At 62.9% G+C, this 13,988-nt stretch carries 11 protein-coding genes and 1 pseudogene; 8 read left to right on the forward strand and 4 right to left on the reverse strand.

What is annotated here, in order from left to right; all coding sequences use genetic code 11:
* Positions 1–152: 152 nt before the first annotated feature.
* Together IB277_RS34055 and IB277_RS34060 are read right to left on the reverse strand one after the other, a co-directional pair.
* A complete protein-coding gene (locus IB277_RS34055) occupies positions 153–1,511 on the reverse strand; it encodes a HAMP domain-containing sensor histidine kinase (RefSeq protein WP_112772166.1) in 1,359 nt (452 codons plus the stop codon).
* Entirely contained in the window at positions 1,508–2,182 is a 675-nt protein-coding gene (locus IB277_RS34060) for a response regulator transcription factor (RefSeq protein WP_112772167.1), read from the reverse strand. The genes IB277_RS34055 and IB277_RS34060 overlap by 4 nt, the downstream gene beginning before the upstream one ends.
* A 270-nt stretch (positions 2,183–2,452) precedes the next feature.
* On the opposite strand from IB277_RS34060, the pseudogene IB277_RS34065 reads away from it, so the two are divergent.
* The 4 genes and pseudogenes from IB277_RS34065 to IB277_RS34080 all read left to right on the forward strand — a co-directional run.
* Positions 2,453–4,131 (forward strand): annotated as a pseudogene (locus tag IB277_RS34065) (phosphoethanolamine transferase); the annotation flags it as partial.
* A gap of 176 nt (positions 4,132–4,307) precedes the next feature.
* Complete coding sequence (locus tag IB277_RS34070) at positions 4,308–4,679, forward strand: hypothetical protein (RefSeq protein WP_192372808.1); 372 nt, start codon at positions 4,308–4,310, stop codon at positions 4,677–4,679.
* A gap of 214 nt (positions 4,680–4,893) precedes the next feature.
* The gene (locus tag IB277_RS34075; RefSeq protein ID WP_034799633.1) at positions 4,894–5,565 is read left to right on the forward strand and encodes a metallophosphoesterase family protein; all 672 of its coding nucleotides are present in this window, start codon (positions 4,894–4,896) and stop codon (positions 5,563–5,565) included.
* A gap of 113 nt (positions 5,566–5,678) precedes the next feature.
* Entirely contained in the window at positions 5,679–6,353 is a 675-nt protein-coding gene (locus IB277_RS34080) for an HAD family hydrolase (RefSeq protein WP_083523538.1), read from the forward strand.
* A 59-nt stretch (positions 6,354–6,412) separates the two neighbouring features.
* Here the strand turns inward: IB277_RS34080 and IB277_RS34085 are convergent, their stop codons facing one another.
* Complete coding sequence (locus IB277_RS34085) at positions 6,413–8,002, reverse strand: ABC transporter substrate-binding protein (protein ID WP_060518168.1); 1,590 nt, start codon at positions 8,000–8,002, stop codon at positions 6,413–6,415.
* A gap of 154 nt (positions 8,003–8,156) precedes the next feature.
* On the reverse strand, positions 8,157–8,843 hold the full coding sequence (locus tag IB277_RS34090; RefSeq protein ID WP_034799636.1) for a GntR family transcriptional regulator: 687 nt from the start codon (positions 8,841–8,843) through the stop codon (positions 8,157–8,159).
* A gap of 239 nt (positions 8,844–9,082) precedes the next feature.
* Here IB277_RS34090 and IB277_RS34095 point away from each other — a divergent pair, with 239 nt between their 5' ends.
* The 4 genes from IB277_RS34095 to IB277_RS34110 all read left to right on the forward strand — a co-directional run bounded on the left by IB277_RS34095 (position 9,083) and on the right by IB277_RS34110 (position 13,976).
* On the forward strand, positions 9,083–10,114 hold the full coding sequence (locus tag IB277_RS34095; RefSeq protein ID WP_051659497.1) for an amino acid ABC transporter substrate-binding protein: 1,032 nt from the start codon (positions 9,083–9,085) through the stop codon (positions 10,112–10,114).
* A 171-nt stretch (positions 10,115–10,285) separates the two neighbouring features.
* Positions 10,286–11,434, forward strand: coding sequence for an amino acid ABC transporter permease (locus IB277_RS34100; RefSeq protein WP_051659498.1), 1,149 nt, complete (start codon positions 10,286–10,288; stop codon positions 11,432–11,434).
* Positions 11,435–11,437: 3 nt separating this feature from the next.
* The gene (locus IB277_RS34105) at positions 11,438–12,544 is read left to right on the forward strand and encodes an amino acid ABC transporter permease (protein ID WP_034799638.1); all 1,107 of its coding nucleotides are present in this window, start codon (positions 11,438–11,440) and stop codon (positions 12,542–12,544) included.
* Positions 12,537–13,976 carry an amidohydrolase family protein gene (locus tag IB277_RS34110; RefSeq protein WP_034799639.1) on the forward strand — a complete coding sequence of 480 codons (1,440 nt, stop codon included), beginning with the start codon at positions 12,537–12,539 and terminating at the stop codon, positions 13,974–13,976. The genes IB277_RS34105 and IB277_RS34110 overlap by 8 nt, the downstream gene beginning before the upstream one ends.
* Positions 13,977–13,988 lie beyond the last annotated feature (12 nt).

Consider the following 13,988-nt stretch of genomic DNA (forward strand, 5'->3'; position numbering starts at 1 on the left):
GAGGTACGGACTTGGGCACGCCATTAGCACATGGCGCAGCATTGGGCATGAAATCCGCATCCAAAAACCGGCGTTGGATTGAAATATATGCATCGCGCCTAAAAAATGTGCGATGCACGCGCGGGCGCGTGCTGTCCCTATCGTCGGGCTCGTCAGCCCGACAGGGCGGCGGAAAAATCGATCGAGAACCGGGTGCCACGGCCAGGCGTCGTATCGACCGCGACGGTTGCCTGGTGCAATTCGCTGATGCGCCGCACGATCTTCAGGCCGAGGCCGAGCTGCCCGGAGCTTTTTACATAGCCAAGGTCTTCGTTGTGCTCCGGGAGGTCGATCAGCCCCTTGCCGTCATCCTCGACACAGACGACCGGGCCGGGGCCACAGGTCAGGACGATCCGGGTCCCCGGCGGGTTGTGCTTGACGGCGTTCTCGATGAGGTTGCGCAGCATGTTTTCGACGAGCGCCGGAATGGCGGTTATCTGTGGCGTGCCTTCGTCTACGAATTCGAGGGACTTGTCGTGGTCGAAGACGAAAGGTGCAATCGCCTCCGCAACGGCGGCGCCGATCTGAGACAGGCTGGTGCGCTGGTAGGCGGAGGGATCGACGGCATCGGCGCGCGCGAGCGAGGTCAACTGCTCCAGAATATGGGTGAGTGCGTCCAGGTCGCGCTCCGCATTGCGCGCCCGCGGGTCGTCGATGCGGCTCAGTTCCATCTTGGCGATCGACACCGGCGTGCGGATTTCATGGGCGATCGACGACGAGAACAGCTTTTGCGACTGGATGAGATCGGCAACCCGGGTCAGCATCCGATTGACTGCGGTGACGAGACGGGCGATTTCCTGCGGCATTCGCGTCAACGGCAGGCGCGCATTGCTGTCGCGCGGGTCGAGGGCGTCGGCGGCCTGCGCGGCCATGGCGACCGGCCGCAAGGCGCTGCGCACCGACCAGATCGTCGCGCCGATCACGAGACAGAACATTAGCGTCATCGGCACGATCATCGAATCGAACATCTCGTGCAGCAAGGCGCCGTACATGAAGCCGTTCGGATCGTTGAGGATCGCGAGTTCGACCAGGACGACCAGGCCGCCCCGATCGAAAGTCTGGCCGCCGGCAACGCTGAAAGGTTTGCCCGGCGCGATGAGGCGTTTCCAGAATTGCGGCGCGTCGACGTTGAGCGGCAGGAAGTGTTGGGCACATTCGGCCGTGCAGTTCGAATGGATCATCTCACCGGACGCAGTGCGGATACGCAGGAAAATCGCGCCGTTGTCGTCGGACCGGTCGAGATAGCGTTCGCGCACGTCGCGATTGGGCTCGTAACGCGCCACGCCGTCGCGCACCTGGACATACTCGATCAGGTTTTCGGTTTCCTGCTGCAGCATGAGCACGCTCAGCTTGTCGTCGTCGAACCAGTAGTCGGCGAAGACGACGCCGATCTGGATCGCCATGGCCAGCAGCGAAAAGGCGATGATGCGGCGGGCTACGATACCGATCAGGGAAGGGTTTCGGCTCCTCATGGAGCTTGCCTGAGGAGGTAGCCGATGCCGCGCACCGTCTCGATCTGAACGCCGGTATCGAGCGGCTGCAGGCGTTTGCGCACCCTTGAAACAGCCAGTTCCAGGGCATTGGGCGTGACTTCCTGGCCATATTCCGAAAGGGCCGTCTCAAGTTTTCGCTTCGGCACGACGCGACCGACCTCGCGCATCAGGATCTCGATCAACGACCGCTCGCGCGGCGGCAAGGGCACCACCGTGCCGTCGCAGGTGAGGTCGGCGGTTGCCGGGTCGTAGCGCAATGTCCCAGCTTCCAGTACCGGCTGTACGGCCTGGGGATTGCGCCGCAGCATCGCGCGACAGCGCGAAAGCAGTTCGCGATGGTGGAACGGTTTTACGAGATAGTCGTCGGCCCCGGCGTCGAGCCCGGCGATGCGCTCGTCGACAGAGCCCTTGGCCGTGATGATCAGCACCGGCAGCCCGGGATACTCCAGGCGGACGCGGCGAAGCAGCGACAGGCCGTCGCCATCGGGCAGCCCGAGGTCAAGCAGCACCAGGTCATGCTCGCGCGCCGCGATCGCCGTTTCGGCATCGGCCACGCTTGAAACCGCATCGAGGCGCCAGCCCGCATCCCGCATGGTTTCACCGACCAGTTCAACCAGTCGCGGACTGTCTTCGACCAGGAGCAGGCGCATTGATTCGTCTCGATATTACAGGGCCACCGCCGACCATATGGGCTTTCGCCGGGACTGCCAACTGCCTGCGCGACACCTACCAGCGCGCGTATCGGCGCAACAATGAGCAATCTTGACGGGGTTTGGACAGCTTGTCCGTCGTATCTCAACGGCTGAGGGGGAGGCTGCAACCTAGCAGGTGGCCGCCACGCGGCCTCCATCTCGATTGAATGCCCGTGCCTGCAACGCCCTTCCCAGGCGCTCTTGCAGTCACCGCAGGAGACTACAGTTTTGAGATTTTCAGGTATTCGCCGCCCCGAAATCGGCAGTATTGCGCTCAGCGCTCTTGTCAGTGCCTATCTGCTCCTTGCCACCAACAAATCCTTCTGGACACACACGGTCGCCTATTTCGACGATTCCCTCACGGCGCGTCTGTCTTTCAGCGCGGCTCTGTGTCTGCTGACCTTCGCAGGCCTGACGCTGGCCTCCGTCAAATATGTGATGAAGCCGGTGATGATCTTCCTGATCATGGTATCGGCCGCCGCCTCCTACTTCATCGATACTTTCGGCGTCATCATCGACAAGGACATGATCGGCAACGCGGCGGTGACGACGCAGGCCGAAGCCAGCCACCTCCTGACCGGCAGTCTGGCGACGCATCTGCTGCTTTACGGGGTACTTCCGTCGCTGCTGGTGATCTGGTTCAAGCTCCGCTACCGGCCCTTCCTGTCGAATGCTGCGGTCAACCTGGCGGTGATCATTCCCTGCCTCCTCGTCAGCGGGGGTCTGGTCTACGCGAACTTTGCAAACGTCGCCTACGTGATCCGCGAACACAAGGACCTGATGAAGCGGTTCAACCCGACGGGGCCGGTTTCGGCTGCCGTGCGATATGCATCCTCGACCTATAAGCAGCGCAACATCGTCGTGCAGCCACTCGCAACCGATGCCCGACAGGGTGCGCGGATTGCCGCTGCCGGCAAGCCCGTCGTTGTCGTCGTCGTTGCCGGCGAAACCGCGCGCGCGATGAACTTCTCGCTGAACGGCTATGGGCGCGAGACCAATCCGGAACTCAAGGCTCTGGGCGTCGTCAACTACACCGACACCACGAGCTGCGGCACGGCGACGGCAACGTCGCTCCCCTGCATGTTCTCCGTCTACCCGCGTGATGAGTACAGCGACTGGAAGGCGCGCTCGACGGAAAACCTCATGAACGTGCTGACGCGCGCCGGCGTTTCGACCACCTGGTGGGACAACAACACCGGAAGCAAGGGCATTGCCGACCTCATCAACTTCGCCAGCATGACCGACCAGAAGAACAGCCCGCTCTGCAAGAACGGGGAATGCCTGGACGAGATCTTCCTCGGCGAGCTCGACAAGAAGCTCTCGGCGACCAAGAAGAACAGCGTGATCGTGCTCCACCAACTCGGCAGCCACGGACCGTCCTATTACCTGCGCTATCCCGAGAAGTTCCGGCGTTTCACGCCCGATTGCCGCACGCCCGAACTGATGAAGTGTTCGGTTGAAGAAATCACGAACGCCTATGACAACACGATCCTCTACACCGACTACGTGGTGGCGAGTGTCGCCCGGTTGCTGGAAAAGCATCAGGACCAGATCGCCGGCGCGATGATCTATATGTCCGATCACGGCGAGTCGCTCGGCGAGAACGGCATCTATCTGCACGGCGCGCCCTATGCCATCGCCCCGCGCGAACAGACGCAGGTGCCGTTTATCGCGTGGTTCTCGAAGCCCTACCAGGCGGCAATGGGTGTCGATACGGCGTGCCTCGCCAAGGATACGGCGCAGCCGAAATCCCACGACAACCTGTTTCATACCGTGCTCGGCATGATGAATGTCGAGACCAAGGTCTACAAGCCGGGCCTTGATGCCTTTGCGAGCTGCACGAAGAAGCCGGGCGGCGGGGCGGCGTTCCAGGCCGCGGATACGACCAACGACTTGCCGGCGAGCCCCGTGCGTTCCTCAGGGTTTCCAGGCGCCCTTTAACGGCCCGTAAATTTGCCCACGGTCGGAACAAAACCCGGCCTCGACGCTTCCTTGAAAACACACCCCGATTTCGTTCCCGCCACGGCCGAGACGGCCAACGCGGCCTCGGCCCTTCGGGACAGCCCAAGGAAGGAGAGGTCCGATGCGCATCGTCGGCCTGCAGGTCACTGCCGAAAGAGCCGGTCGCTCAGGGTTCACCGTCGAATTCATAGGCGACGGCGATGAGGTGGTGACAGTGATGTGTCCCCAGGACAAGGCCGGATCCCTTAACCGGCTGAACGCGATCGCGAAGGCAAAGGAAATTCTGCATGCGGCCATTGCGGCCGACGAAACGGTCGCGGCCGCCGGCGACCAGGCAGGGGGGCGTCGCGGCACCCTGCCGAACGCGCGCCGGGCGCATGATCGCGATGCGATGGAAGAGCAACTCGACGAAGGACTCGAGGATACTTTTCCGGCAAGCGACCCGGTGTCGATCGCCAGCTCGACCATCGCCAAGGGTCATTCCCGACGCTGACATCAGGACGGCACAATAGTGGCTCCCAAGTGCGGGCATCTCGCCCGTGGCTCCTTACACGGCGGCCCTCATTCTTAATTGTCGCACGGGTCCGCGTCGCGGCCGCCGCATCTTGCATCCTTTCCGCAAAAGGCATGTTATAGCGCCTTGATCTGGCGATATTTTCGGCCTCGAACCGGCCGGCGCCCGCTATCGGAATTTGGAGAGTGAATGCATGGCCGTCCGGCATCTGACGTTCGCCGTCGGCGATATTCACGGCTGCCTCGACCAGCTGCGCGCGCTGCTGGATGAAATCGAAGACTATGCGCCAACGGGGCGGGTGATCTTTCTCGGCGACCTGATCGACCGGGGGCCGGACAGCCGCGCCGTCATTGAACTGATCATGGCTGGTCCGACGAAGCCCGGCTGGACCTGGCTGACCCTCAAGGGCAACCACGAGGAAATGCTTTGGGGTGCCAGCAGTGGTGAAAGCGATGTCGACTGGTGGCTGGTCAACGGTGGCCGCGAGACGCTGATCTCCTATGACGGCACGGTTCCCGGGCGGCACCTGAAATGGATCAAGGAGCTGCCGACGATCCTGGTCGAGCGCTTTCGCATTTTCGTTCATGCGGGCGTCGACGACACGCGGCCGCTGGAACAGCAGGACGACGGGGTTTTCCTCTGGATCCGGCCGCCCGACGACTATTCCGGCGAGTACTGGGGCCGGCACCTTTGTCATGGCCACACGCCGAGCACGGCCAATCCGCGCACGGTCGGAAACCGCACCAATGTCGATTCCGGCGCGGTGTTCAGCGGCATCCTCTCCTGCGCCATCTTCGACGACGATCAGGCGGGTGGGCCGATCGACTTCCTGACGGCGAGCAAGGCTGCCTGGCGCGTCGAGTGAGCGTTGGCATCGGTGGCGTAAATGGCATTGTGCGGGCGGCTCTCCGGTAGTAGGTGTGGCTTCTCCGCTGGGCGAAGCCTTTGCCGCCCGTCTCATCATCTCAGGGGATTGCCTTGGACGCCGCGCCTTCATCCGTTTTCACGAAGAATTTTGCTGCCCTCCTGTTCGATATGGATGGCACGTTGCTGAACTCCATGGCCGTGGTCGAGCGTGTCTGGGGCGCATGGGCGGAGCGCAATGGTCTCGACCCAGTCGAGTTTACCAAAACCGTACATGGCGTGCGCGCCGTCGATACGATCCGGAATCTCGAGCTGCCGGACATCGATCCGGAGAAGGAAGCCTACGACCTGGCGCTGGCCGAGATCGCCGACGTTGAAGGTATTGTCGAGATCCCCGGTGCGGTTGATTTCCTGAATTCTCTGCCGCCGGAAAGGTGGGCGATCGTGACGTCCGCGCCGCTGGATCTCGCCGTGCGCCGTCTCGCGGCCGCCGGCATTCCGACGCCCCAACTGATGATCACCGGTGAGGATGTTTCCATCGGCAAGCCCGATCCACAGGGCTACCGGATGGCGGCCGAGCGGCTGGGCGTGCGTGCGGAGGATTGCCTGGTGTTCGAGGACGCACCGGCCGGAATTCTGGCCGGGCTCGCAGCCGGGGCCGATGTCGTCGTCGTCACCGGTGCGCATGCGGCCGCCGAGGGAACGCCGCACATGACGCTTGCCCGCTACCACGACATCGCGGTGGAGCGCGCAACAGACGGCACGGTATCACTGCGCCGTACCGCTTGAAAACCCGTCGATGAGAACGGGAGGCCGCGTGGGGACCTCCCGTCATTCGCGTCGCTGGTTTAGGCGTTGAGCCAGCATTTCGTCAGCGCGTGCCCGCCCATCAGTTCGCCGTTCGGATCGTCGATCCAACCGCCGACCTTGTCGTTGGTCGCGTCGATATAGTTGTTGAACATCGGTACGATGACGCCGCCTTCGTCGCGCAGCATCATCGCCGCCTGATGATAAAGTGCCTTGCGCTTGGCGTTGTCGAGTTCACCACGCGCCGCAAAGATCAGCTTGTCGAAGTCCTCCCGGAGGAAGCGGGTGTCGTTCCACTCGGCCTTGGAGAGATAGGCGATCGAATAGACCTGGTCCTGCGTCGGCCGGCCGGTCCAATAGGACATGCTGAAGGGCTGCTTGTTCCAGACGTCCGACCAGTAGCCGTCGCCCGGTTCGCGCTTCAGGTCGATTGTGATCCCGCATTTGGCGGCGCTCATCTGGAAGAGTTGTGCCGCATCGACAGCGCCGGGAAAGGCGACATCGGAGGTCCGAAGCAGAACCGAGCCGCTGTGCCCGGATTTCTTGTAGTGGAACTTCGCCTTGTCCGGATCGAAGACGCGCTGCTCGATATCGTTGTCGAACAGCGGATAGCCCTTGATCATCGGCGTGTCGTTGCCGACGGTGCCATAGCCGGCGAGCACCTTTGCCACCATCTCCTCGCGGTCGACGGCATATTTCAGCGCCAGGCGCAGGTCGTTGTTGTCGAAAGGCGCCGTGTTGCAATGGGCGATGAAGACATAGTGACCCTTGCCCGGCACATTCCGTATGACGACGCCGGGAAGGCGACTGATCAGGGCGACCACCTTGGGCTCGATGCGGTTGATCATGTGGATCTGGCCGCTCTGGAGGGCCGCGGTCCGAGCGGTCGAGTCATTGATGACAGCGATTTCGATCTGATCGGCATGGCCGCGCTCGGCCGAGCCCCAATAACCTTCGTGCCGCTCTGCGATATGTTTGACGCCCGGCTCGTTGGACACGACCTTGTAGGGGCCGGTGCCGATGCCCGCCGTCGGGTCGTCCTTGCCGCCGTTCGGCTGGATCATCAGGTGGTAATCGCTGACGATATAGGGCAGGTCGGCATTGGGCGCGCGCAGCGTGATGACCACGCTGTCGCCATCGACTTTGATCGTCTCGAAGTCCTGAACGAAGGGCAGGGCCGCAGACTTGGAGTCCGCGTCGCCATGACGCTCGAACGTCGCCACCACGTCGGCCGGGGTCAGCTCCTTGCCGTTGTGGAAGGTCACGTCCTTGCGGATCTTGAAGCGCCAGGTCTTGGCGTCCGGCGTCGCCTCGTAGGCTTCCGCAAGCCGGTACTCGATCTCGCCCGTCGGCGAGACTTCGACGAGCTGTTCGCCCCAGCAGCGCCCGAGCGTGTAGGGGACCTGACTTGCCCAGGTTGCCGGGTCCAGGCTGTTCGTCGATTCCCCGCCGACGAGGCCCGCCTTGAGTGTTCCGCCCTTGACCGGCCCTGCGGCGCGGGCCGCTTGGCCAAGCAGCAGGTTCGCCGAGGCGGCGGTTATCCCGAGTGCCGCGGCCCGTCCGAGAAACTCCCGTCGCGACAGCCGGCCCGCGGCAACCTGCTTGCTCATGAATTCCAGTTCAATTGGCATGTCTTACTCCCTCTCTTGCAAGACCCACCCGGTGTAACCGGTATCGTTGCAGATATTGGAGGCAGATGCCGCGCCTGGTGTGTTGCCGCGCGACAGATGGTGGCGCAGATCGGCGAAAGAAAGTCGTATTCTCGACCGAATAGTTGAGGCGCCGTCACCCCTTGCGGGCGTAGCGTTGCAGGATCGCGGAGATATCCGGCTCGGTCTTGTCGGTGTCGAGTTCGGCGCGAAGCTCGACCGCGTCGAGGTGTTCGAGCATGATCCGTTCCGCCGTGGCGGTGTCGCGCGATTGCAGGGCGCGGATGATCTGGACATGCTCGTCGACGGCACATTCCGGCGAATGCAGCCGCGCGAAGCGAGCGAGGATCAGCGAACAGCGTGAGACGATCTCGCGGACGAACCGCGTCAGCGCCTGTGAGCCCGTAAGCTCGGCAAGCAGGATGTGAAACTCGCCAGCGAGCCGGATCGAAAGCGGGCCGTGATCTGTAAGCGCCGTCTCCTCCTGCCGGACATGCTGCTGCAGCCGCTTGACGCCGGCGGCGTCGAGATCGGCGACGAGCCGTCGGATCACCTCGGCTTCGAGCATGCGTCTCAGTGCGAAGATGTCGCGGGCTTCCTCCAATGTCGGCTCGGCCACGCAGGCGCCCTTATTGGCGCGTAAATCGACAATGCCTTCTGCGTTGAGCCGGACCAGGGCCGCCCGAACGCTGGTACGGCTGACCTTGAAATGGTCGGCGATCGTATCTTCGGAAAGTTTCGTTCCGGGCCTCAGGGCCTGTTCCAGGATCGCCTGGCGCAAAAGCTTGTAGACCACTTCGCTGCGGCTAGATTTCTCAGACAAGGTTGCCTCCCCAACGGGCCGATCGGGGACCGGCCGAACATGTCCCTTGTCTTCGATAGCGCCCGTCCAAATGGTCGTCAATATTGTATACAATAATGTTGATTTTTGTATTCTCTTGTCGTATGCAATTGCAGGCGCCGACAAACAACACCGGTGCCGGCCGGTTCGGGAGGAGGCGTGCGGAGAGGACCGCGCGACCTGAGAAGGCCTGAAAGGGAACAGCCAATGGGAGGGAATTCATGAACAGCAGGATTCTGCAGCTCTGTGCGACAGTTGCCGGCATCGCCGTCGGCCTGGTGGCCGCGACCGCTGCCAACGCCGCGACGACGCTCGAAACCGTCAAGGCCCGCGGCAAGCTGATCTGCGGCGTCTCGATGAGCACGCCGGGCTTTGCGACGGCCGATGCCAAGGGTCACATGGAGGGCTTCGACGTCGATGTCTGCCGCGCCGTGGCGGCTGCCGTATTCGGCGATCCGGAAAAGGTCGACTTCGTCCTGACCAACATCAATACGCGCTTCCAGGCGCTTCAGTCCGGCGAGATCGACATGCTGTCGCGCCAGACGACCATGACCTTTTCGCGCGAAACCTCACTCGGGCTCGATTTCGGCCCGACCGTGTTCTACGACGGCCAGGGTCTGATGGTGCCGAAGTCGCTCGGCGTCAGCAGCGCCAAGGAACTGACCGACGCAGCGATCTGCACGCTGCCGGGCACCACGACCGCCCAGAACCTCAGCGACTTCTTCCGTACGATCGGCGGCAAGTTCGAGCTGGTCGTCTTCGAAAGCCCGGACGAAAACCGCAACGCCTTCTTCTCCGGCCGCTGCGAGGCGATCTCGTCCGACCGTTCGGACCTTGCCTCGATCCGCGCCGTTGCCAACAACCCGGACGATTACGTCGTGCTGCCGGAAACGATCTCCAAGGAGCCGCTGGCGCCGGCCGTTCGCCAGAACGATTCCAACTGGCGTGACATCGTCTCCTGGTCTGCCTGGATGCTGATGGCTGCCGAAGAGCGTGGGATCACCCAGGCCAATGTCGACGAGATGACCAAGAGCGAGGATCCGGAGATCCAGCGCATGCTCGGCGTCAGCGAAGAACTCGGCAAGATGCTGAACCTCGACAACAAGTGGGGCTACAACATCATCAAGGGCGTCGGGAACTACGGCGAAGTGTTCGAGCGCAACCTCGGCACCAAGACCGCGCTTGGCCTGACGCGTGGCCCGAACACGCGCTGGAGCGAAGGTGGCCTGCTCTACGCACCGCCGTTCCGTTGAGAATCGACGGGCCCGCGCGTTTCGCTCGGGTCCACGTCTCCACATGGTGCCTAATCGGCCCGTGGAGAGTGCGCGCGGTATGCCGCCGTACTATAAACGATAGAAATCGATCAAGTTATGATCTTGGGTCGCGCCGGCCCGAGATCATTGTGCTCCAAGGGACGGGTGCCGATGCCCCTGTTTTATGACGCGCGCATTCGCGCCTATCTCTATCAAGTGATCGCCGTCGGCGTCGTGCTGCTCATCGCCTGGGTGATGTTCAGCACCGCAAGCGCCAATCTTGCCAAGCAGGATATTGCGACCGGTTTCGGCTTCCTGGCGCGCCAGGCCGGATTTGTCATTACCGAATCTGCCATCACCTATGAGCCGACGGATACGATCGGCCGCGCGATCCTCGTCGGCATCACCAACACGGTCAAGGTTTCGCTGCTCGCTGCCCTGTTCGGCACTGTTCTCGGGCTGTTGGTCGGCATCGGGCGGCTGTCGCACAATCCGGTGTTGTCGCGGCTGATGCTTGCCTATGTGGAAGCACTGCGCAACGTGCCGCTGCTGCTTTATCTTCTGCTCTGGTATTCGCTGATCATCTCCGTGTTTCCGCCAGTCAAGCAGGCGATCGAGATGCTTCCCGGCGTCTTTCTGTCGAACAGCGGTCTGGTCACGCCGGCGCTGCACTGGCAGAGCGGTTTCGCTGCGCTGGTCACGGCCTTTGTTGTCGGCGTCGCTGCCGCCGTCGTTACCGCGCGCATTCTCGGCCGCCGCCGCATCGTAACCGGCAAGGAGCGGCCGATTGCCCTGTTCGCGACGATCGCGTTTCTGCTGCCGCTCGCCGCAACCATCCTCTTCGCAAACATCTCGGTCACCTGGGATGTGCCGGAACTCGGCCGCTTCCGCCTGAGCGGCGGCTATCATTTGCGCCCCGAATTCGTGGCGCTTCTGCTAGGGCTGACGCTCAGCGTGTCGGCCAATGTCGCGGAAATCGTTCGCGCTGGCATCCAGGCAGTCAGCAAGGGGCAGTGGGAAGCGGCGACGGCACTTGGCCTGTCGCGGGCACGCACGCTGAAGCTCGTGATCCTGCCGCAGGCGCTGCGCATCATCATTCCGCCGCTCACGAACACCTATCTGACCGTGTTCAAGAACAGCTCGCTCGCGATCGCCATCGGCTATCCGGATCTGGTGATGGTCTCAAACACGATTATGAACCAGACGGGCCAGGCGATTGAAGCCATTGCCATTTTCATGGGCGTCTATCTCGGCCTGTCGATCCTGATCTCGCTGGTGATGAACTGGTACAATGCGCGGGTCGCGCTGAGGGAGCGCTGAGCCATGACACAGGTCGACACCCTCGCGAGCAATGCGACGCTTGCGCCGAGCCGCGAAGCGCCACCGGCATCGCGCAGCCGCTGGTTCAGCGCCTATTTCGGCACGCCCGGCAATGCGCTGATCACCATCCTCTGCCTCGGCACGGTCTTTGCGCTCGCCAAGCTCGCAATCGGCTGGCTCTTCGTCGACGCCACCTTTGTGGGCACGCCGGCGGAATGCAAGGCGACCAGCGGCGCCTGCTGGCCGTTCCTGTCGGCGAAGATGCGCTACATCTTTTTCGGCTTTTATCCCTTTGAAGAGCAATGGCGTCCGCTGACGGCGATGCTTCTGTTTCTCGGCGCCTGCCTCGTCTCGATGATGCCGAAGGTCTGGGGGCGGGGACTGCTGATCGCCTGGGTCGCCGTCGTCCTGCCGGTGCTCTATGTGCTGATGGCGGGCGGCTATTTCGGCCTCACGGTCGTGCCCACGACGCAATGGGGCGGGCTGCCGCTTTCCTTCATGCTCTCCTTCATCGGGCTTGCCTGCGCGCTCCCGCTTGGCATTGCGCTGGCGCTCGCCCGCGCATCGAGCCTTCCGGCAATCCGCGTCCTCGGCGTCGGCTTCATCGAGATCGTGCGCGGGGTGCCGCTGATCAGCATCCTGTTCATGGCGACGGTCATGCTGCCCCTGTTCATGCCCAATGGCATCACCATCGACAAGCTCGTCCGGGCGCAGGTGGCGATCATCCTCTTTGCCGCCGCCTATATCGCCGAGATCGTGCGCGGCGGCCTGCAGGCGGTTCCCAACGGGCAGGTCGAGGCCGGCCATTCGCTGGGTCTGCATTACTGGCAGATCATGCGTAAAATCGTGCTGCCGCAGGCGCTGAAGAAGGTCATTCCGCCCTTGGTCAGCCTGTTCATCGGCTTCTTCCAGGATACAACGCTGGTGACGATCGTCGGTCTGCTCGACTTCCTCGACACCGTCCGCACCGCCATGCGCGACCCGCAATGGCAGGGCATCGCGGTGCTGGAGGGCTATGTCTTCGCGGCTGTTGTATACTTCGTTTTCAGCGCTCTCATGGGGGCTTACAGCCGTTTCCTTGAGCAATATTTCAGGACCACGCATGACTAAAGAGATCCACGTCATCCGCAAAGCGCATACGCTCGTCGCCTTCGACCGCAAGCTTAATGGCCATGTCTATCTCAACGACGCCGACGTCGCCTATGACGAGAAGGGCTTCGTGCATGTCGGCGGCCACTATGACGGTCCGTTCGTCAGCGAAAGCTCCGGCCGCGACCGGATGATCCTGCCGGGCTTCGTCAACGTGCATTGCCATTCCGGCGAGGAGCCGATCTCCAAGGGCATCTTCGAGGACATGGGGACGGCAGCGCTCTGGGGCAATGCGCTCTACGAATACTCCAACCTTCTGGAAATCGATGACGATGCGATCGAGGCGTCGCTGACGGTCATGGTCGGCGACCTGATGCGTAGTGGCGTCACCACGTTGCTCGATATTGCCGGCCCGCATGCGAGCTGGCTGCCGACGCTTGCCAAGAGTGGTGCACGCACCTTCGTCGCGCCGGGTTTCCGCGAAGCGCAATGGCACGTCGAAGACAGCCATCGTCTTGACTTCCGTTGGGACAGGGCGCGGGGGCGCGATGCCTTTGCGCGAGCGCTTGAGGTCGTCGATACTGCGAATGCACACCCATCGGGCCGCCTTGGCGGCGTCGTCGCACCGTCGCAGATCGAGACCTGCTCGCCGGAACTGCTGCAGGATGCGGTGGCGGCAGCGCGTCAGCGCGGCATGCCGATCACCATTCATGCTGCCCAGACCATGACCGAGCACGAAGAACTCTTGCGCCGGCACGGGCTGACGGCCGTACAATATCTTGAAAAGCTGGGTCTGCTCGGCAAGGACCTGATCCTTGGTCATTGCATCTTCGTCGACAGCCATTCCTGGACGCGACAGCGCACGGAGATCGACTTGCGTCTGCTCGCCGAACGCCAGACGACCGTCGCCCATTGCCCGGTCACCTTCTCGCGCAGCGGCATGGCACTGGAATCGGTCGGCCGCTACCGCCGCGCCGGCGTCAACGTCGCGCTCGGAACCGACAGCTATCCGTTCAACATGCTCGAAGAAATGCGCCAGGCGATGATCTGCGCGCGGCTCTCGGGCAAGTCCGTCTTCGACGTATCCACCGGCGACATCTTCGAGGCGGCGACGACCGCCGGCGCGCGGGCACTTGGCCGGGACGACATCGGCCGGATCGCCGTCGGCTCGAAGGCGGATTTCCTGGTGGTCGATCTCAGGCACCACGCCATGCAGCCGGTCTACGACCCCTTGCGCAATCTCCTGCATTGCGCGGCCGAGCGGGCGATCGAGCGTGTCCACGTGGACGGCACTTGCGTCGTCAGTGATGGCCGCCCGACCTTGATCGATTATGACGGCGCGCTCGCAAAGCTCCAGGAAGCGCAGGACTACGCTTGCCGCAAGGCGGCTGAGAACGACACGAAGGGTCGCGCAATGGGGACGCTTGCGCCGCTCTCACTGCCGCGCAGGTAATTCCGGCCGCGG

It is taken from the genome of Ensifer sp. ENS07, from assembly GCF_014852185.1.
GTDB lineage: Bacteria > Pseudomonadota > Alphaproteobacteria > Rhizobiales > Rhizobiaceae > Ensifer > Ensifer adhaerens.